The sequence below is a fragment of the Phytohabitans rumicis genome, assembly GCF_011764445.1.
GTDB classification, from domain to species: Bacteria; Actinomycetota; Actinomycetes; order Mycobacteriales; family Micromonosporaceae; genus Phytohabitans; species Phytohabitans rumicis.
In genome coordinates this window covers 2,902,932-2,921,411 of sequence record NZ_BLPG01000001.1, presented here as the reverse complement: position 1 = coordinate 2,921,411, position 18,480 = coordinate 2,902,932, and the positions used below count along the sequence as shown (strand labels likewise).

Genomic DNA, 18,480 nt, shown 5'->3' with positions numbered 1-18,480 from the left:
TATGGATCTTCGCTACGTCGGTCGCATAACCCGGCCGCACGGCATCCGCGGTGAAGTCAGCGTGGAGGTGCGGACGGACGAACCGGACGAGCGGTTCGCCCCTGGGAAGGTGTTGATCACCGACCCGGGGGCGCAGCCGTCTTCCGACGACCCTTCCGCCTATCGCGTCCCCGAGCGGCTCACCATCGAAGCCGTCCGCGCCCACCAGGGCCGGCTGATCGTCGTGTTCGAGGGGGTCTACGACCGCAACGTCGCGGAGGCGCTGCGCGACGTCCTGCTCGGGGTCGACATCGCGGAGATCGCCGCCCCCGACGACCCGGACGAGTTCAACGACCACCAGTTGGTCGGCCTGACCGCCGTCACGCCGGCGGGGGAGACCCTGGGCGAGGTGGCCCGCATCGACCACGCGCCGGCGTCCGACCTGCTGGTGCTGCGCCGCCCCGAGGGCAAGATCGCGCTGGTCCCGTTCGTCAAGGCGATCGTGCCGGAGGTCGACCTGGCCGGCGGCCGGGTGGTCGTCGACCCGCCCGAGGGCCTCTTCGACCTCTAAGCCTCGCGGCGGGACATGCTGATCGCCAGTTCCACCCGCGAGCTGAGGCTGAGCTTGGCCAGGATGCTCGACACGTGCGTCTGCACGGTACGGCGGGACAGGAACATCTGAGCGGCGATGTCCGGGTTCGACCGTCCCTCGGCCACCATCAGGGCGACCCTGTTCTCGGTGCCGGTGAGCGCCGCCCAGCCGTGCTTCGGGCGCTTGCGGGGCCCGTGCCGCCCGCGCCGGATCCCGGCCTGCCGCAGTCGCGCCTCCGCACGGTCCGCGTCCCAGCCGGCTTCGAGGCCGGCGTAGCGGTCGAGCGCCTTCCCGAGCGCCTCCCGGGCCTCGGTCTCCCGGCCGGCGCGGGCCAGCACGGTGGCCGCACTCTCGTACCCCTGTCCCTCGTGCAGCGGCCACCCGGCCTGGTGGAACGCGCCGGCGGCGCTCAGCAGCCGGTCGGGGTCGTCGTCGGCCAGCCCGCGGCACAGCAGCGCGGTGGCTTCGAGGCTGCGCGTCGGCTGCCCGGCCGCGAGCGCCTCGGAGGTGTCGGCCAGGTCGGCGGCCCGCTTGTGGTCGCCGACGACGGTGGCGAGCCGGGCCAGGTCGGCGCAGACGCGGTAGATGATCCGCCGCTGGTCCAGCCCCCAGGCCCGCTCCCAGACCGGATAGAGCAGTTCCAGCGCGCGCTCGGGCCGGGATCGGGACTCTTCCAGGAGCGCCTGCGCCCAGCGGGTGAGGTAGCCGTACTTGCGCCCGCCCACGCCCTCGCCCGGCTCGGGAAGCGCGTGCAGGTCCTGGTGGTAGGCGCCGCGCCGGATGGCGATCAGGGCGGCGAGCGCGCGCAGCCCCACCGCCTGGCCGAGCGGGTCGGGGCCGTCCAGCCCGGTCTCGATCTCGGCGAGCGCGTCGTCCCAGCGGCCGTCCAGAAACCGCAGGCGGGCGCGTAGGGCATGGGTCAGCGCCAGGTAGACGCCGCCGGTGGCCTGGTTGTGGCGCACCGCCGTGGCCAGCGCCTCGTCCGCCTCCGCGAACCGGTCCAGCTCCAGCAGGCAGTAGCCGCGCATCGCGTACGGGTCGGCCTGCAGGTCCGGCTGGATCCCGCGGCCGAACGCGGCCAGCGCCCGTTCGTTGTGCGCGTAGGCGCCTGCCATGTCGCCGTCCGCGAACCGCAGCGCGGACAGGCCCAGGTAGCCGAGCCCGATGGCCTGCGTGTTCCGGTCCGCCTCGCCCTCCTCCACGGCCAGCCGGGCGGCCAACTCGCCGGCGTCGAACCGTTCCAGGTAGAACAGGCACGTCGCGGCGAAGCCGTGGAAGCGCCCGGCCTGCCCCGGCGCGAGGTCGGGCAGCCGCAGCGCCTCCTCCGCCACGGTGACCGCCTCGTCCAGCCGCCCCTGCCGGTAGCACGCCTGAAGCAACAGCCAGTGCAGCGCCGGGTCGCCGTTGGTCAGCATCGCGGCGCGCGCCGCCCGTTCCGCCTCGACCGGGTCGCCGTCCCAGAGCAGGGCCCGGACCAGATGCAGTCGCAGCGCGTCCGCCGCCGGCGCGCCGCTGTCCACCGCCGCCAGGGCTCGCCGGAGCAGGGGTACGGCGAGCCGTGGCGCCCGCACGATCAGCGCGTCCGACTGACTGAGCAGCCAGTCAACCGTGCCCGGGTCGACGGCCGTCCCGGCGAGCAGGTGCTCGGCGACGCGTTCCACCGGGGCGCCCGCGGCGGCGAGCACCTCACCGGCCCGCAGCCGGAGCGCAGTGCGTACGGCGGCCGGCAAGTGCTCGGCGAGGGCCTCCCGGATGAGGTCGTGGCGGAAGACGAACTGCCGGCCGTTGTCGATGAGCAGGCCCGCCTCCATGGCCTGGACGAGCGCCTCGGAGACGGCGCCCAGCGGGCTGTCGAGCACCCGGGACAGCTCGGTGACGTCGACCGTCGGGCCCAGCACCGCGGCCATCTCCAGGGTGTCCCGGGCGTTGCGCGGCAGGAAGTCCAGCCGGCGCAGCACGCTCTCGACCAGCGAGGCGGGCAGCGCCTGCGGCTCGCGTCCCGCCACGTCGGCCACCCCGCCGTCGACGGTGATCGCGGCGGCGCGGTTCAGGGCGTCGACCAGTTCGGTGACGTACATCGGGTTGCCGCCCGCGCGGGCCACCAGGCCGGCGAGGGCCTCCCCGGGTGGGGCGGCCAGGATCTCCCGCACCAGGGCCGCGACGGCCGCGTCCGGCAGCGGCTCCAGACGCAGCACCTCCGAGCCCCGCGCCTGCAGCCCGCGGATGAGCCCGGCCACCGGCTCGTCGCGCGGCGCCGACCGCACGGCGATGACCATGAGCAGCGGCTGCTGGCCGATGCCCTGACCGAGGCGGTGCAGCACCAGCACGCTCGACGGGTCGGCCCACTGCGCGTCGTCCACGATCAGCGCGACCGGGCCGGCGGCGCACCACTGGTCCATCAGGTCCAGGATCGCCTCGGTGGCGGCGAACTCGTGGTTGACCGCGGCCACGCTCTGCCCGAGGGCGTCCTCGCCGCGCAACAGCCCGGCGACCCGGGCTGTGGTGGCGTCCTGCTTCGTCCCGCTTCGGAGGCCCAGACAGGTGCCGATCGCGGCGAACGGGAGCCGCTGCTCCAGGTCTTCGGCCGCCCCGCGCACGACCCGCATCCCGAGTCGGGCGCACTCCGCCGCGACCGTGTCCAGCAGTGTCGTCTTGCCGATCCCCGGCTCGCCCTCGACCAGAAGGCTCGCGCCGTTTCCCGCCGCGGCCCGCGCCGCCAGCTCCGCCACCCGCGCGCTTTCAGCTTCCCGCCCCACCGTGTGGGCCGACATGCGCTGAGCCTAACCCTCGCTGAGGCGTTAGGAAGGGCCCCTTGCTATGCACAAAGCGATAACAAGGGGCCCTTCCTTGCAGACAGAGACGCCCCGGATGGTGGGGAGGCGTGGAACGTCCACCATCCGGGGCCGCACCGGTCGGGGGATGACCGGCGGTTCTGTTAGGCCGCTTTTGCCGGAGGCAGGGCGGCGGCGGCCTTGGGGCAGATGGTCGTTCGGGTCGACCATCCTCTAACGCGGTTCGTGTACGCGGCCGCCACCGTTTCCCGGGCCCAGCGCATCCGGGCGACGGCGGTGTCGGGGTGGTCGCCGAACTCCTGCGCGACCTGGGCCACGCAGTTCTGCACGCCGTGCGTGCGGACGGTCCGGACAACCGCGGCGCGTACCTGCTCCGCGTTGGGGCGCTGCGAGTGCTGGAGCTCAGACACGAACAGCGCCTCGCACCGCGTCGCGGTGATGTTCAAGCGGGGCATGTGCATCACCATGGCCCGGCGTTGCGGGGGAAACATCCGCCACGACGCGGAGAATCGGATACTGGCGAAGACGTGTTCACGATCGCGAGCACGTGCTCGATGGTGGTGTGGGCGCGGTTGGCGATCTGCTCGATCGGGACCCGGCTCGCCAGGGCTTGCCTGATCGCCGAGCGCCAGGTGACGTCGGCCCGGGCCCGCACCTCCGCGGCCTGGCCCAGCACGTAGAGTGCCTGCTCGGATGATCCGTACATGCGATAAAGACTCGCCTTCCGGGGCGCCGGATACATCCGCCACCATGCGGAGGTCGAACAAGAAGATGCGGATCGACGTTGTCACGATCTTCCCGGAGTACTTCGCTCCGCTTGACCTGTCGCTGATCGGCAAGGCCCGGTCCAGCGGACTGCTCGACGCCGCGGTGCACGACCTCCGGACCTGGACATACGACGTACACCGGACGGTTGACGACACCCCGTACGGCGGCGGGCCGGGCATGGTCATGCGCCCCGAGCCGTGGGGGAGGCCCTGGACGCGCTCGCCCCGGACGGCGCCGCCCGGCTGGTCGTGCCCACCCCGGCGGGCACCCCGTTCACCCAGGCGCTCGCGCACGAGCTGGCCGCCGAGCCGCACCTGATCTTCGCCTGCGGCCGGTACGAGGGCATCGACCAGCGCGTCCTCGACCACGCGGCGACCCGGATGCCGGTCACCGAGGTGTCGCTGGGGGACTACGTCCTGTTCGGCGGGGAGGTCGCCGTCCTGGCCATGTGCGAGGCGATCGTCCGGCTGCTGCCCGGCGTGCTGGGCAACGCCGACTCGCTGGCGGACGAGTCGCACGCGCACGGGCTGCTGGAGACCCCGGTCTACACCAAGCCGCCGGAGTGGCGCGGACACCCCGTACCCGAGATATTGCGGTCTGGAGATCATGGCCGGATCGCGCGGTGGCGCCGCGACCAGGCCCTGTTGCGCACGGCACAGCGGCGGCCGGATCTGCTGGCGGCGCTGGACCCAGGTACCCTCGACAAGCGCGACGTCACGGTCTTGACCGGGGCCGGATTTCCGGTCCGGGGTGCCGATATGGCAAAGTAGTGAGGTTGCCATCTCCCGGCCGTCGCGAGGCGACGATCGCGCCGACTAGTCTTACCGCCCCAACGAGTCTTGAGGAAGCCAGCGATGAACACGCTCGATGCACTGGACGCCCAGTCGAAGCGGACCGACCTCCCCGACTTCCGCGCCGGTGACACCGTGAAGGTGCACGCGCGGGTGGTCGAGGGCAACCGTTCCCGGGTCCAGGTCTTCCAGGGCGTCGTCATCCGGCGCCACGGTGCCGGCCTGCGCGAGACCTTCACCGTGCGGAAGGTGAGCTTCGGCGTCGGCGTCGAGCGCACCTACCCGATCAACAGCCCGGCCCTCGACCGTATCGAGATCGTCACGCGTGGTGCCGTCCGCCGGGCGAAGCTGTACTACCTCCGCGAGCTTCGGGCAAGGCCGCGAAGATCAAGGAGAAGCGCGAGGCGAAGGCTTCGTAAGTCTCTGCCTGAGCGTTGGTCGGTAAGGGCGCCGGCCGGATACGCTATGGGGCAGTGACGTACGACGAACGCTTCGTCCGCGGTCCACGCCAGGGCGCAGCGACACCCCAGAACTACCGCTCGCAAAGCTTTCGGGGAGGAAGCACAGCGGGCGGTAGTGCTGTATCCCGGGCCCGGGGGACGCGCGACGTGCAGCCGGAGGACGACCTCGACCCTTTTCGGTCGCCGCGGCGGGCCAGGCCCAGTGGCATCCGCAAGCAGATGCCACTGTGGCAGGAGCTCCCGCTGCTGCTCATCGTCGCGTTCTGCCTGGCGGTGCTGATCCGCACGTTCCTGCTCCAGGCGTTCTTCATCCCGTCAGGGTCCATGGAGGACACGCTGCTCATCGGCGACCGGGTCCTCGTCAACAAGATCGTTTATGACGTCCGGGATCCGCAGCGGGGCGAGGTCGTGGTGTTCCGCGGCCCGCCGAACTGGACGCCCGAGTTTCAGGAGCCCGAGCTGGGCTTCATGGCCAAGCTCGGCCGCACGGTCGGCGACCTGGTCGGGGTGAGCCGGCCCGGGGAGAAAGACTTCATCAAGCGGGTCATCGGCGTCCCCGGCGACAAGGTGAAGTGCTGCGACGAGCAGGGCCGGGTGCAGGTCAACGGCAAGTCGCTCGACGAGCCGTACGTGCTGGAGAACTCCGATCCCGACCTGCCGGCCAACCCGCGCGAGTGCCGGTCGCGGCAGTTCGCCGAGATCACCGTGGCCCCGGGCAACCTCTGGGTGATGGGCGACCATCGGCTCGTGTCGCAGGACTCGCGGTGCCAGGGTCAGGTGCCGATCGACAACGTGATCGGCCGGGCGTTCGTCATTGTCTGGCCCTACGACCGGTGGAATGGGCTCGGCACACCGTCGACATTCGACGGCGTGCCGCAGGCGGTGGCGATGCCGGCCACGCCGGTGCGCCCGCCCGTGCAGGGCGACATCGTGGTGATCCTGCCGATCGTGGGGTCTTTGGCGTTCTCCGCGCGTTCCCGACGCCCATTCTCAGGTCTGCGTCGTAGGCTCCGTCCGTGATTGACGAGCAGACCGACAAGCGCCGCAGTTCGTTCTGGCGCGAGCTGCCCATCCTGCTGGGCGTGGCCATCCTGGTGGCCGTGCTGGTGCGCGCCTTCGTCCTGCAGACGTTCTACATCCCGTCGCCGTCGATGGAGCACACCCTCGACATCTACGACCGGGTGCTCGTCAACAAGCTGGTCTACGACTTCCGGTCGCCGAAGCGCGGCGAGATCGTGGTGTTCGAGGCGCCGAAGGACTGGCGCAGCAACCCCGACGGCGAAGACTTCATCAAGCGGGTCATCGGCGTCGGCGGCGACCGCATCGTCTGCTGCGACGCCGAGCAGCGCCTGATGATCAACGGGCAGTCGCTCGACGAGCCGTACATCTTCTCCGAGGGCGGCACCACCGACCTGGCGGCCGACGAGTCGTTCGACATCACGGTGCCCGAGGGTCGGCTGTGGATGATGGGCGACCACCGGTCCGCGTCCGGCGACTCGCTGGAGCACTACGAGCGCACCCGCGACCTCAACATCGCCACGATCCCCGAAGACGCCGTGATCGGCCGGGCGTTCGTGGTGTTCTGGCCGGTTGGCCGGGCCAAGTGGCTGTCGGTGCCGGATCCGTTCGACTCGATCCCGTCCGCCGGCGGCTGACCGCGACGCCTTAGGCTGGGGCCGTGGACGCTATCCCCCGCCGGGCGGCCCGGGTGCTGCTCGTCGACGGTGACGATCGCGTGTTGATGTTTCGGGGATTCGACCCGGCCCGGCCCGACCACCGCTACTGGTTCACCCCCGGCGGAGGGCTGGACGGCGACGAGGCGTACGCGGTGGGAGCGGCCCGCGAGCTGGCGGAGGAGACCGGCCTGCGGCTGACCCCGGACGAGCTCGGCGCGCCGGTCTGGGACGAGGTCACCGTGTACCCGTTCGACGGCCAGCTGTACCGGCAACATCAGGAGTTCTTCCTCGTGCGGGTGCCGGCGTGGGAGGTCGACACCGGCGGGTTCGACGAGATGGAGCGCGACTCGATCGACGGCCACCGGTGGTGGGAGGTGGCCGACCTGGAGTCGACCACGGAGAAGATCTATCCGGACGACCTGGCCGGCCTGCTGCGCCGGGTGCTGGAGGTGGAGACGTGCTGACCCCGCCGCGTACCGTCGTACGCCGGGAGGGTGGCATCTACGCCCTCGAACGGGCGCTGCAGCGGCGCGGGTTCCGGATCGTGGCCGGTGCCGACGAGGCCGGCCGGGGCGCCTGCGCCGGCCCGCTGGTGGCCGCCGCCGCCGTGCTGCCCGAGGGCCGGCGCGGCGAGGTCGACGAGCTGACCGACTCCAAGCTGCTCACCCCGGCCGCCCGCGAGCGGGTGTACGCCGAGGTCGTCGCGCGCGCCCTGGCGTACGCCGTGGTGGTGATCCCGGCGGCCGAGGTCGACGCGCGCGGCCTGCACGTGTGCAACCTCGCGGCGATGCGCCGCGCCCTGGCGGCGCTGACCACCCGGCCGGACTACATCCTGACCGACGGGTTCGGCGTCGACGGGCTGGGCGTGCCCGGCCTCGCCGTCTGGAAGGGCGACCAGGTGGCCGCCTGCGTTGCCGCGGCGAGCGTGCTCGCCAAGGTGACCCGAGACCGGATCATGGTGGAGCTGCACGAGCGCTACCCGGAGTACGGCTTCGACGAACACAAGGGTTACGTCACGCCCGAGCACAGCGCGGCGCTCCGTAGCCACGGTCCGTGTCTGGAGCATCGCTTTTCGTACGTCAACGTGGCCTCCGCGTCGGGTCGCGACTCCCGGCCGCCGCGCGCTCGCCGTCCGGTGGCGCAGCTCATCCCGCAGGGGGTACCGTCGGCGTGGCGTTGGCTGAGGGGGCGCGGCTGCCGCTGCCAGTGGGGAAGATGTGGCCATGGAAGGCGGAGTGCGATGAGCGCAGAAGATCTCGAGAAGTACGAGACCGAGATGGAGCTGCAGCTCTACCGGGAGTACCGCGACATCGTCCGCCAATTTTCCTACGTGGTCGAGACCGAGCGCCGCTTCTACCTCGCCAATCAGGTCGACCTCCACGTGCGCAACTCCGATGGAGAGGTCTACTTCGAGGTCGAGATGCACGACGCCTGGGTGTGGGATATGTACCGCCCCGCCCGATTCGTCAAAAACGTTCGAGTGATGACCTTCAAGGACGTCAACGTCGAAGAGTTAGAAAAGCCCGATATCTCCCTTCCGGCGGAGAGTGGTTTCGGCGGCTGACGCCGCCCGCACATAGCAGATCGACAAGCATTCCGGGCGTTATCCACAGCGGGGTCCGCTGTCCACAGGCCGGCTGGTCGATGGTTGCGCTCTTTCCCGGGTACGCGGAGGCTACCGGCCATGCATGCGGTGGTGCTCCTGATGTCGCTGTTGCTGGTGGGTGCTCCCGCCGCGCCCCCAGTCCTTTCTGCGCGGTCTCTCCCCACCGCGCCGGCGGCTTCCTTCCGGTGGCCGCTGGACGGGGTGCCGCGGGTGGTGCGGCGCTTCGACCCGCCCCGGCGCCGTGGCTGCCGGGGCATCGCGGCGTCGACCTGGCGGCCCCGGCGGGAGCCCCGGTCCGGGCCGCCGGCACGGGCGTCGTGCACTTCGCCGGCACGGTGGCCGGCCGGGGCGTCGTCAGCGTGGCGCACCCGAACGGTCTCCGCACCACGTACGAGCCGGTCGAGCCCACCGTGCGGACCGGTGACCGGGTAGCCGTGGGCGACCAGATCGGCCTGCTCACGGCCGGCCACCCGGGCTGTCCCGAGGCGGCGTGCCTGCACTGGGGCCTGCGCCGCGGCGACGCCTACCTGGATCCGCTGGCGCTGCTGGGATTGGGCCGGGTGCGACTGTTGCCGCTCAGCAGCGCGGGCAGGCGCTCGGCCAGGCGGTCGTACTCCTCCCGGCGGTTGTAGACCTGCCCGCACAGGCGCAGCCAACCCCGGCCGTCCCAGGCCATGACGGCGACCATCGCGCCCACCTCGTCGGCGATGCGCACCTCCAGCGCCTCCGCATCCGGGACGGTGGCGGCCACGCCGGCCGGCAGCGGCACGATCCGCATGGCGACGCCAGCCGGCAGGGCCCCGCCCGGGCCGGGCAGGTCGCCGGGCGCCACGCCGAGCGCGGCCCCGACCACCCGCTGCCCGTACGCGGCCAGCCCCGCGTTGTGCTCACGCACCCGGTCCACGCCGAGCGTCCGCAGCGCGAAGAGCCCGGTCGGCGCGGCCAGCCACGGCGTGTAGTCCAGCGTGCCCTGCCACTCCACCCGGGCCGGGAACCCGGCATCCTGCTCCCACGAGACGGCCAGCGGGTCGATCCGGTCCCGCCACCGCGGCGCGACACTGAGCAGGGCGGTGCCGCGCGGCGCGTACGCCCACTTGTGCAGGTTGCCCACCCAGAAGTCGGCGCCGATCGCGTCGACGCGTACCGGCAGCATCCCCGGCACGTGGGCACCGTCGACCAGCACGGGCACCCCGGCCGCCCGGGCCACCGCGGCGACCTGCTCCACCGGAAACAGCCGGGCCGTCGCCGACGCGATGTGGTCCACGACCAGCAGCCTCGTACGCCCCGGGCGCAGCGCGTCCGCCACCCGCGCGGTGACCTCGTCGTCGGTGGCGTCGAGCGGCACGTCAACCGTGCGCGTGGACGCCCCGGTGCGCCGGCCCTCCCGCTCGGCGGTGAACGCGACCGCGCCGTACCGGTGGTCGGTCAGCAGGACCTCGTCGCCGGGGCGCAGGCCCAGCGACTGCAACACGATGGCCGCGCCCGCGGTGGTGTTGCCGACCAGCGCGGCGCCGTCCGGATCGGCACCCAGGAAGGCGGCGAGGTGCCGGCGGGTGTGGGCGATCCGCTCGGGCAGGTCGCGAAAGAACCGGATCGGGTTGGCCTCGGCCTCGTCGCGCAGCCGCTGCAGGGCCCGCTGCGCGGCGACGGGCACGGCGCCGCGCGCACCGTGGTTGAGGTAGCTCACGGCCGGGTCGAGGGAAAAGCACTCGTGCCGCCGGTCCCAGGAGACCTCGACGCCTTCGATGAGTGCCATGTGGTGGGAGGCTACGCGCGGGGGTGTGCCTGGCGGTACGCGGCCCGGAGACGCTCCACGGAGACGTGCGTGTAGATCTGCGTGGAGGACAGGCTCGCGTGGCCCAGCAACTCCTGCACCGCGCGCAGGTCGGCACCGCCTTCGAGCAGGTGGGTGGCGGCGGAGTGGCGCAGCCCGTGCGGGCTGACGTGGGGCAGGCCGGCCGCGCGGGCGTACCCGCTCACCACCCGGCGCGCGATCGTCGCCTGGAGCCGGCCGCCGCGCGCGCCCAGCAGCAGCGCGTCGCCGCTGTCCGGGCCCGTGAGCGCGCCCCGGCCCAGCCGCAGCCAGCCGTCGAGCGCCTCCTCCGCCGGAAGTCCATAAGGGACGGATCGCTCCTTGCCGCCCTTGCCGAACACCCGGACCACCCGCCGCCCGCGGTCGACGTCGGCCACGTCCAGGCCGCACAGCTCGCTGACCCGGATGCCGGTGGCGTAGAGCAACTCCAGCACGACCCGGTCGCGCAGCAGCACCGGGGAAGCCTCGTCGCCGGGTGCCTGCACCAGCGCCTCGGCCTGCTCGGCGCGCAACACGGTGGGCAGGTCCCGGTGCGCCTTAGGGCTGGCGAGCTGAGCACCCACGTCGACCGCGAGCAACTCGCCCCGATGCGCCCACGCGCTGAACGTGCGTGCCGAGGCCGCCCGGCGCGCCAACGACGTACGGGCCGCGCCGAGCGTGCGCAGCTTCGCCAGCCAGCTCCGCAACACGGCGATGTCGAGGTCACCGGGCGCTCCGCAGCCCATGAGAGCCGCGTGGTCGAGCAGCGACACCACATCCCCGACGTATGCCCGGACGGTGTGGACCGAGCGGTTTTCCACGCTGGCGAGGTGGCGCGCGAAGTCGTCGACCGCGTCGCGCATCGGCTCCGGCAGCCCTTCGTGGATCGCCCGGATGCTGACGCTCTTGCGCTTCACATCCCCGACCGTCCGGGCCGGGGCGGCCGGATGTCAAGGCGCCGCGCCGCTCGACCTCGCCGCCTTGGCTCCCTTGGCCGTCTTGGTGGCTGTCTTGCTGGTCGCGCGCGCCTTTGTCGCCAGCGCGTACCCGCCCTCCCGGCGGGTGAGGAAGCCGAGGCTCTCCAGCAGGGTCAGCTTGCGCATCGTCGTACGCACGTCGATGCCGGCGCGCGCGGCCAACTCGTCGAGGCCGGCGGCTCCACGCCGGGGCACCGACTCCAGCACCAGGGCGGACTCGGCGTCCAGGACGTCATGCGGGCGCTCCACCCCGCGCGGCCGCGGCGCCAGCTCGCCGATGGGGCCGATCTCCTCCAGCACGTGGTCGATGCCGGTCACCAGGCGCACCTCCGGGTGGTCGCGCAGCATCTCGTGGCACCCGACCGACATCGCCGAGGTCACCGGGCCGGGCACCACCATCGGCCGGCGGCCCAGCGCCCGCGCCCGCCGCAGCGTCTGGCTTGCGCCGCTGCGCGCCGACGCCTCGACGACCACCGTCCCGCGGGTCGCCGCGGCGATCACCCGGTTGCGGATCAGGAAGCGGTGGCGCAAAGGATCGGAGCCCGGCGGCCACTCGCTGATGAGCAGCCCCGACTCGGCGATCCGGTCGAAGAGCGCGGTGTTGCCCGCCGGATACGGACGATCGACGCCACAGGCGAGCACCGCCACTGTCAGCCCGCCGGCCGACAGCGCGCCGCGGTGGGCGGCCGCGTCGATGCCGTACGCCCCGCCGGACACGATGGTCCACTCCCGCTCGGCGAGCTGGTACGCCAACGTCGTCGCCACATGCTCGCCATAGCTCGTGGCCGCCCGCGCGCCGACCACCGCGACCGAGCGGTCGAGCGCCTCGTCCAGGGGCGGGGCGCCGCGCACCCAGAGGCACAGCGGCGGCGCGAGGTCGCGGTCGACCCGGCTGTCCGCGGTGCGCCCCAGCAGCCGCGTCAGGTCCCGTACGGGCTGCGGCCACTCCCCGTCCTCGGGCACCACGATGCGGGCACCCAGCCGCTCGGCGCGGGCGATCGCCGCCTCGGCGATCTCGTGCGGGTTGCCGGTCTGCATGCGGGCGGCGACCGCGCCGCGCAACTCGCCGTCGAGGGCGTCTCCCTCGACCAGGCGCTCCAAGGCGCGGATCGGACCGTTGGCGTTGACCATCCGGTGCACCGTCTCGTTGCCGGGCTCCACCAGCCAGTGCAGCGCGATGCGGGCCAACCGGACGTGGTCGTGGCGCGTGCTCACGGCGCCTCCTGGTTCGCGCGCGCAGCGCCGCCCCAAGGCGACGCCTTCGCGACGGCGGCGATGTTCGGTGTTGGTCGAGGTTCGTGGCGCCGCCGCGAAGGCGTCGCGGCGCCGCTGCGTGCGCACGCTGCCTCCTGGTTCGCGCGCGCAGCGGCGCCCCAAAGCGACGCCTTCGCGACGGCGGCAATGTCCGGTGTTGGTCGAGGTTGGTGGCGCCGCCGCGAAGGCGTCGCGGCGCCGCTGCGCGCGCTCACGGGCTCACTCCCGTCCGGAGTTGGGTCGCCTCGGCGATGTCTTCCTTGTCGGGGCGGTGGCGGCCGTCGAGGTCGGCGATGGTCCACGCCATGCGGACGATCCGGTCGAACCCGCGGGCCGACAGCGACCCGTGGTCGAGGCGCTGGCGCAGGGCGAGGGTGTCGGACGCCGGCAACCGCCACGGCTGCTCGCGCAGCGCCGGGCCGGGGGCCTCGGCGTTCGCCCGCCAGCCGCGGGCGGACCAGCGCGCCACGGCGGCCGCTCTGGCCTTGGCCACCCGGTCGGCCACCACGGCGGACGGCTCGCCGGGCGTACCGACCGCCATCAGCTCCGCCGCGCCGAGCGGGGTAAGCGTGACCTGCACGTCGATCCGGTCCAGCAGCGGGCCGGACAACCGGCCGAGGTAGCGCCGGCGCACCTGCGGGCTGCACTCGCAGAAGGCATCGCCGGCCGGCTTCGCGCACGGGCAAGGATTGGCCGCCAGGACCAGTTGGACGCGGGCCGGGTATTCGGTGCCACCATTCGCCCGGCGCAGGAGCACCCGGCCCATTTCCAGCGGCTGGCGCAGCGCGTCGAGCGAGCGGCCGGTGAACTCGGCGGCCTCGTCCAGGAAGAGCACGCCCCGATGAGCCAGCGAAAGGGCGCCCGGCCGGGCCAACCCCGACCCGCCGCCGACCAGCGACTGGACCGTGGCGGTGTGGTGCGGCGCCTGGAAGGGCGGTCGGCGCAGCAACCGCCCGCCCGGCGGCAGCACGCCGGCGATCGAGTGCAGCGCGGTCACCTCCAGCGCGGCCTCGTCGTCGAGCTCGGGCAGGATCGACGGCAGCCGCTCGGCCAGCATCGTTTTGCCGGCGCCCGGTGGGCCCAGCAGCGCGATGTGGTGCCCGCCCGCCGCGGCCACCTCGATCGCCCGCCGCCCCAACGCCTGCCCCGCCACGTCGGCGAGATCGGGCCCGTCCGGCGGGGCTTCCGCCCGGGGTGCCGGCGGGTCGAGCAGCTCCTCGCCGTCCCGCACGTACGCCACTAGCCGGTGCAGCGTGTCGACGGCCTTGACCTCGATGCCGGGCACCACGGCCGCCTCCTCCGCGTTGCCGAACGGCACCACGACGCGGGTGATCCCGGCACGGGCGGCCGCGGCGACCATCGGCAGCGCCCCGCGCACCGGACGCACGGTGCCGTCGAGCCCCAACTCACCGAGGAGGGCCACGCCGTCGAACGCGGCCAGCGCCAGCTCACCCGCCCCGCCCAGCAACACGGTGGCGATGGCGAGGTCGAAGGCCGACCCGGTCTTGCGCAGCGTGGCGGGCAGCAGGTTGACCGTGATGCGCTGGCCGGGCCACCGCTGCCCGGAGTTGGTGATCGCGGCCCGCACGCGGTCGCGCGCCTCGTGGAGAGCGGTGTCGGGCAGCCCGGACAGCACGAGCGCCGGCAGGCCCGGCGAGAGGTCGGCCTCGACCTCGACGAGGTGGCCGGTCACCCCGACGAGCCCGACGGACAGCACCTTCGCGTACGACATCAGAAGGCTCCGCGCAGGTGCTCGACGCGCGCCGCGCCCCGCCGTTGCGGCAGCACCGACACGACGTCGAAACGGAGCTCACGCGGGTGCACGTCGTGCCGCGTCAGCCACAGCAGGGCCAGCCGGCGCAACCGCCTGGCCTTCGCCACGCTCACCGCCTCGGCGGGTGGCCCGAACGTCAGCCTGCGTCTGGTCTTCACCTCGCAGAAGACGAGGTCGTCGCCGTCCCAGGCGATGATGTCGATCTCGCCGTCGGAGCACCGCCAGTTGCGCGCGACGATCCGCATCCCCGCGTCGATCAGGTGCGCCACGGCCAGCCGCTCACCGTACGCGCCGACCGCCAATGTCGCCGTCGTCATGGGGTCGAGGGTGGGCACACGCCGTTCGCGAGGGAAGCCCTTCATGATCGACATGTGGATAACCGGGTGCCCTGTGGACAGCCGGACAATCATGCTGTCGCTGTGCTATAAGCGCGGCGCGTAGACGTACTCCTGAGGGGTCCACTCCAGCCACTGGCCGTGCGGGCCGGTCCGGGCCAGGACCTCGACGGACGCCCGGCCGCCGCGCCACATGACCAGCGTGAGCAGCCCGACGGCCAGCACCCCGCGCGGCCCCGCCTGCACCGGTCGCTGGCCGGTGAAGAGCTCCGCGCCGCACTGTGACGCCTCGTTGAGGACCATGGCGAGGTCCCGCCGGGCGCCGGCCTCGGCCAGCGTCGCGACGAGGCGGCGTTGGTCCTGACTGGACAGATACGTCACGGCGTTGGAGGAGAAGACGCACGGCACCACATCATCGTCCAGAGTGGACAGTACGATGGGGAGCGTGTCCACCATGTCGCCGGTCAGCAGCCGCGGCCGGACGCTCGCCACCTCGGCGAGCGCCGCGTCGAGCCGGGCCAGCCGGTCGGTCTGCTCCGGCCAGACGCAGGCGCGCAGCCAGTCCGTGGCGCGCGGATCGGTGGGGTCGATCGGTGCCAGGTCGATGCCGACCCGGTCCGCGATCGTCAGGGCGGTCGCGGCGGGCTCCGGCCACCGCTCGCCGCGCACCTCACACGTGACGGTCAGCGCGCCCGCCGGCCCGTAGGTCTCCACCCGGGCGCCGCGGCGATACTCGCAGGCGTACCGGTCGCTCAGCAGCAGGAGCCCGGCGCTGGTGCCCAACTCGACCAGGCCGAGAGGCCGGCCGAGCAGCTCGGTGGCCCGGCCGAAGCCGGGCCGCAGCAGCGCGGCCCGCCGCGCCTCGTTCGTCTGGGTCGTCCTGGTCGCGCACAGCGCGGTCAGCGCGTCGCCGTGCGCGGCCACGAGGTCCGCCAGCGCCGCCGGCAGCTCGCCGTCCACGCCACGCGAGCCGCCGAGCGTCGGGAGGTACGCGGTGAGCGGGTGCTCGGGAGCCGCGGTGCGCAGGAGGTACTGGACGGCGGCGAAGTAGAGGATCGCGAGGCGCTGGCCGGGCGGGGCGGCCAGCAGCGGCGCGGCGAGCTCCGGCCGGTCGGCGATCACGCCGGACAGGTACTCGTAGCGCTCGGAGTGTCCGCGAAACTCCTTGCTACCGAAGTGCCGGAACATCCGCGCCAGCGCCAGCGCCTCCGCGGCCGTCAAGCGGGGTCCCCGCGGAAGCGTGACGCGCCGGCGGCGCGCTTTCGTGGGGTGCTCATGTCGCGATCGTGCCGCTTCGCCGGCCAGCGCCGCAGCGATCACGATCACAATGGCACCCGCACTCATCGGTGATCATGAAGTTAGCGTCGGGGCAAACGCTCTCTCCGACGCTAACCTCATGATCACTGCGGGTTGCCGTCCCTGCTGGCGGGAGGTGGCGGGAAATCCGCTGGTCGCATACGGTGCGGCCGTGGACCCACAACGGAACTACCCGGACGACGGCCAGCGCGGCTGGTACGGCGGTGACCGCGGTTACGCCGAGCCGGAGTGGGAGGGCTACCGGCTCCCAGGGCCGCGCGGAAGCGGCGACGAGTTGGAGCCCGACCCCCTCGCCGGGCAGGCGTACGGGGCACCGGCGTACGGCGCTCCGGCGTACGGCGCTCCGGCGTACGGCGCTCCGGCCTCCGGCGGTGCACCGGCTTTCGGGGGGTCGCCCGCCTTCGGCGGATCACCCGCGTTCGCGGGGTCGCCCACCTTCGCGGGAGCGCCCGGGGAGCCGGTCGTCGGCGCGCAGCCGGCAGAGGCGGCCTTTGGTGGACCGGCTGCGGCCTTTGGTCCGCCGCCGGTGTCCGCCCCCGACCACACCCGCCCGATCGAAGAGCCGACCGGCCAGGTCGCGTCCGTGTCCCCGCGCCCGGCCGACCCGCCGCCCGGCCCGGAGCCGCAGCGGTTCCACGCCGAACCCCTCGACCGGTCAGCGCTGCGCCGCCCGCCGGCCCCGGTCGCGCCGGTGGGTGACGGCGTCTACCGGACGCGCAGGCCGGCGACGGCCATCCTCTTCGGGGTGCTCGCGCTGCTCTTCGAGATCCCCGCGATCCGGGTCCTCGCCGACGCTGCCGTCGGCGGGCCGGTGGTGCCGTCCGGGGTGGTGGCAGGGACGTTCCTGGTGGTCGGCCTGCCGATGCTGGCGGTGGGGCTGTACGCGCTGGTCACCGGCGCGAACCGGTTGCCGAGCGAGGCGGGCGGGGGCGTACAGGCGTGGCTCCGGCCACCCACGGCGTACCTCACGGTGTCCCTGGTACTCCTCGTCGCCGCCGCCCTAGCGGCCTAGCCTCCGCCGCGCGCCCGCCCCCGCCCTAGCGCGTCCGCTCACCGCCCCGAGGCCCCACGGCCCTGAGCCGCCCCGTCGATCAAGGACTTTCGCGTCGATCAAGGGCAAACGGTCGTGGATCGGAGATCAAAGCACGACCGTTTGCCCTTGATCGACGAGGAGAGGCGCGGGGAGCGCGGGCGGCGCGGGCGGGGGAGCGCGGGCGGCGCGGGTGAGGGGGAGGCGGAGGGCGGGGGAGGCGGAGGGCGGGGGAGGAGGGGCGTACACTGGGCAACTGGCGACCGCCTTTCGGTGGTCGACCTCGCGCGCCCTCCCCACGGCTCTGCCAATGGGGCGACGGTCCCCTGGTCCCGATCTTGATCGGGTCCACTCTGGCCGGCGATCAGGCGCCAGGACGCCTGACCGACCGGTCGGGCGTGACAACCAGGGACAAACGAGGAGCACCCCACCATGGCCGTAGTGACCATGCGCCAGCTGCTGGAGAGCGGTGTCCACTTCGGGCACCAGACGCGCCGCTGGAACCCGAAGATGAAGCGCTTCATCTTCACCGAGCGCAACGGTATCTACATCATCGACCTGCGCCAGACGCTCGACTACATCGAGAAGGCGTACGACTTCATCCGCAACACTGTCGCCGAGGGCGGCAGCATCCTGTTCGTCGGCACGAAGAAGCAGGCCCAGGAGGCGATCGCCGAGCAGGCGACCCGGGTGGGCCAGCCGTACGTCAACCACCGCTGGCTGGGCGGCATGCTCACCAACTTCCAGACGGTCTACAAGCGGCTGCAGCGGATGAAGGAGCTGGAGTCGCTCGACCTCACCGGCACCGCGCAGGGGTACACCAAGAAGGAGACCCTGCAGCTGTCCCGGGAGAAGGACAAGCTGAGCCGTACGCTGGGCGGCCTGCGTGACATGCAGAAGGTGCCCGCGGCGATCTGGGTGGTCGACACCAAGAAGGAGCACATCGCCGTCGACGAGGCCCGCAAGCTGGGCATTCCGGTCATCGCGGTGCTCGACACCAACTGCGACCCGGACGAGGTCGACTTCCCGATCCCGGGCAACGACGACGCGATCCGCTCGGCCGAGCTGCTGACCAAGGTGGTCGCGACCGCCGTCGCCGACGGCCTGATCGCCCGCTCCGGCCGCGCCACCCGCAGCGGCGCCGAGGAGAAGCCCGAGCCCGGCGTGGTCGGCGCCGACGAGCCGCTGCCCGAGTGGGAGCGCGAGCTGCTCGAGGACACGGAGAAGAAGGCGGACGAGCCCGCTGCGGCTGCGCCCGCGCCCGCTGCGCCTGCGCCTGCGCCCGTGGCAGATGCGCCCGCGCCCGCGCCCGAGCCGGCCGCCGCCGAGTAATCGC

At 73.0% G+C, this 18,480-nt stretch carries 16 protein-coding genes and 4 pseudogenes; 11 read left to right on the top strand and 9 right to left on the bottom strand.

The window, feature by feature from the left end:
- Nucleotide 1 precedes the first annotated feature (1 nt).
- Nucleotides 2–550 (top strand): ribosome maturation factor RimM, encoded by a 549-nt coding sequence (gene rimM / locus Prum_RS12690; RefSeq protein WP_173076655.1) that lies wholly within the window; start codon nt 2–4, stop codon nt 548–550.
- Here the strand turns inward: rimM and Prum_RS12685 are convergent.
- From Prum_RS12685 to Prum_RS12675, 3 genes are all read right to left on the bottom strand, one after another.
- Nucleotides 547–3,342, bottom strand: a complete 2,796-nt coding sequence (locus Prum_RS12685) for an ATP-binding protein (RefSeq protein WP_173076653.1) — start codon at nt 3,340–3,342, stop codon at nt 547–549. The genes rimM and Prum_RS12685 overlap by 4 nt on opposite strands.
- Before the next feature lie 164 nt (nt 3,343–3,506).
- A complete protein-coding gene (locus Prum_RS12680; protein WP_246277854.1) occupies nt 3,507–3,818 on the bottom strand; it encodes a hypothetical protein in 312 nt (103 codons plus the stop codon).
- Nucleotides 3,819–3,823: 5 nt separating this feature from the next.
- Nucleotides 3,824–4,069, bottom strand: coding sequence for a hypothetical protein (locus Prum_RS12675; protein WP_173076651.1), 246 nt, complete (start codon nt 4,067–4,069; stop codon nt 3,824–3,826).
- 65 nt (nt 4,070–4,134) lie between these two features.
- Here Prum_RS12675 and trmD point away from each other — a divergent pair.
- The 8 genes and pseudogenes from trmD to Prum_RS12635 all read left to right on the top strand — a co-directional run bounded on the left by trmD (nt 4,135) and on the right by Prum_RS12635 (nt 9,297).
- Nucleotides 4,135–4,901 (top strand): annotated as a pseudogene (trmD, locus tag Prum_RS12670) (tRNA (guanosine(37)-N1)-methyltransferase TrmD).
- Between the two features lie 84 nt (nt 4,902–4,985).
- Nucleotides 4,986–5,341, top strand: a pseudogene (gene rplS, locus Prum_RS12665) (50S ribosomal protein L19).
- A gap of 261 nt (nt 5,342–5,602) precedes the next feature.
- Nucleotides 5,603–6,403 (top strand): signal peptidase I, encoded by an 801-nt coding sequence (lepB, locus tag Prum_RS12660; protein WP_173083697.1) that lies wholly within the window; start codon nt 5,603–5,605, stop codon nt 6,401–6,403.
- The gene (gene lepB / locus Prum_RS12655; RefSeq protein WP_173076647.1) at nt 6,400–7,038 is read left to right on the top strand and encodes a signal peptidase I; all 639 of its coding nucleotides are present in this window, start codon (nt 6,400–6,402) and stop codon (nt 7,036–7,038) included. Before lepB (Prum_RS12660) ends, lepB (Prum_RS12655) begins: the two co-directional genes overlap by 4 nt.
- A gap of 23 nt (nt 7,039–7,061) precedes the next feature.
- On the top strand, nt 7,062–7,523 hold the full coding sequence (locus Prum_RS12650; RefSeq protein ID WP_173076645.1) for an NUDIX hydrolase: 462 nt from the start codon (nt 7,062–7,064) through the stop codon (nt 7,521–7,523).
- A pseudogene (locus Prum_RS12645) lies at nt 7,517–8,303 on the top strand (ribonuclease HII). The gene Prum_RS12650 and the pseudogene Prum_RS12645 overlap by 7 nt, the downstream one beginning before the upstream one ends.
- Nucleotides 8,300–8,623 carry a DUF2469 domain-containing protein gene (locus tag Prum_RS12640; protein ID WP_173076643.1) on the top strand — a complete coding sequence of 108 codons (324 nt, stop codon included), beginning with the start codon at nt 8,300–8,302 and terminating at the stop codon, nt 8,621–8,623. The pseudogene Prum_RS12645 and the gene Prum_RS12640 overlap by 4 nt, the downstream one beginning before the upstream one ends.
- Before the next feature lie 141 nt (nt 8,624–8,764).
- Nucleotides 8,765–9,297: pseudogene (locus tag Prum_RS12635) on the top strand (M23 family metallopeptidase).
- Here Prum_RS12635 and Prum_RS12630 read toward each other — a convergent pair.
- The 6 genes from Prum_RS12630 to Prum_RS12605 form a co-directional block, all read right to left on the bottom strand.
- Nucleotides 9,189–10,421, bottom strand: coding sequence for an aminotransferase class V-fold PLP-dependent enzyme (locus tag Prum_RS12630; protein ID WP_173076641.1), 1,233 nt, complete (start codon nt 10,419–10,421; stop codon nt 9,189–9,191). The pseudogene Prum_RS12635 and the gene Prum_RS12630 sit on opposite strands and share 109 nt — an antisense overlap.
- An 11-nt stretch (nt 10,422–10,432) precedes the next feature.
- Complete coding sequence (locus tag Prum_RS12625; protein WP_173083695.1) at nt 10,433–11,320, bottom strand: tyrosine recombinase XerC; 888 nt, start codon at nt 11,318–11,320, stop codon at nt 10,433–10,435.
- An 87-nt stretch (nt 11,321–11,407) separates the two neighbouring features.
- Nucleotides 11,408–12,685, bottom strand: coding sequence for a DNA-processing protein DprA (dprA, locus tag Prum_RS12620; protein WP_371871366.1), 1,278 nt, complete (start codon nt 12,683–12,685; stop codon nt 11,408–11,410).
- Nucleotides 12,686–12,899: 214 nt separating this feature from the next.
- On the bottom strand, nt 12,900–14,420 hold the full coding sequence (locus tag Prum_RS12615) for a YifB family Mg chelatase-like AAA ATPase (protein ID WP_173076639.1): 1,521 nt from the start codon (nt 14,418–14,420) through the stop codon (nt 12,900–12,902).
- Nucleotides 14,420–14,779, bottom strand: a complete 360-nt coding sequence (locus Prum_RS12610) for a YraN family protein (protein ID WP_246277851.1) — start codon at nt 14,777–14,779, stop codon at nt 14,420–14,422. The genes Prum_RS12615 and Prum_RS12610 overlap by 1 nt, the downstream gene beginning before the upstream one ends.
- A 105-nt stretch (nt 14,780–14,884) precedes the next feature.
- Entirely contained in the window at nt 14,885–16,018 is a 1,134-nt protein-coding gene (locus Prum_RS12605; RefSeq protein WP_173076635.1) for a DUF2332 domain-containing protein, read from the bottom strand.
- A 247-nt stretch (nt 16,019–16,265) separates the two neighbouring features.
- Here Prum_RS12605 and Prum_RS12600 point away from each other — a divergent pair, with 247 nt between their 5' ends.
- Nucleotides 16,266–17,126, top strand: coding sequence for a hypothetical protein (locus Prum_RS12600; protein WP_173076633.1), 861 nt, complete (start codon nt 16,266–16,268; stop codon nt 17,124–17,126).
- A 450-nt stretch (nt 17,127–17,576) separates the two neighbouring features.
- Complete coding sequence (rpsB, locus tag Prum_RS12595) at nt 17,577–18,476, top strand: 30S ribosomal protein S2 (RefSeq protein WP_173076631.1); 900 nt, start codon at nt 17,577–17,579, stop codon at nt 18,474–18,476.
- Nucleotides 18,477–18,480: the final 4 nt, after the last annotated feature.

Bases quoted from the DNA above. Each gene is read 5' to 3' on its own strand.
- rpsB (WP_173076631.1), top strand. From the start codon at position 17,577: ATGGCCGTAGTGACCATGCGCCAGCTGCTGGAGAGCGGTGTCCACTTC.
- Prum_RS12615 (WP_173076639.1), bottom strand. From the start codon at position 14,420: ATGTCGTACGCGAAGGTGCTGTCCGTCGGGCTCGTCGGGGTGACCGGC.
- Prum_RS12675 (WP_173076651.1), bottom strand. From the start codon at position 4,069: ATGTACGGATCATCCGAGCAGGCACTCTACGTGCTGGGCCAGGCCGCG.
- rimM (WP_173076655.1), top strand. From the start codon at position 2: ATGGATCTTCGCTACGTCGGTCGCATAACCCGGCCGCACGGCATCCGC.
- Prum_RS12630 (WP_173076641.1), bottom strand. From the start codon at position 10,421: ATGGCACTCATCGAAGGCGTCGAGGTCTCCTGGGACCGGCGGCACGAG.
- Prum_RS12625 (WP_173083695.1), bottom strand. From the start codon at position 11,320: ATGCGCGACGCGGTCGACGACTTCGCGCGCCACCTCGCCAGCGTGGAA.
- Prum_RS12685 (WP_173076653.1), bottom strand. From the start codon at position 3,342: ATGTCGGCCCACACGGTGGGGCGGGAAGCTGAAAGCGCGCGGGTGGCG.
- Prum_RS12610 (WP_246277851.1), bottom strand. From the start codon at position 14,779: ATGACGACGGCGACATTGGCGGTCGGCGCGTACGGTGAGCGGCTGGCC.
- Prum_RS12680 (WP_246277854.1), bottom strand. From the start codon at position 3,818: ATGCCCCGCTTGAACATCACCGCGACGCGGTGCGAGGCGCTGTTCGTG.
- lepB (WP_173083697.1), top strand. From the start codon at position 5,603: ATGCCACTGTGGCAGGAGCTCCCGCTGCTGCTCATCGTCGCGTTCTGC.
- Prum_RS12640 (WP_173076643.1), top strand. From the start codon at position 8,300: ATGAGCGCAGAAGATCTCGAGAAGTACGAGACCGAGATGGAGCTGCAG.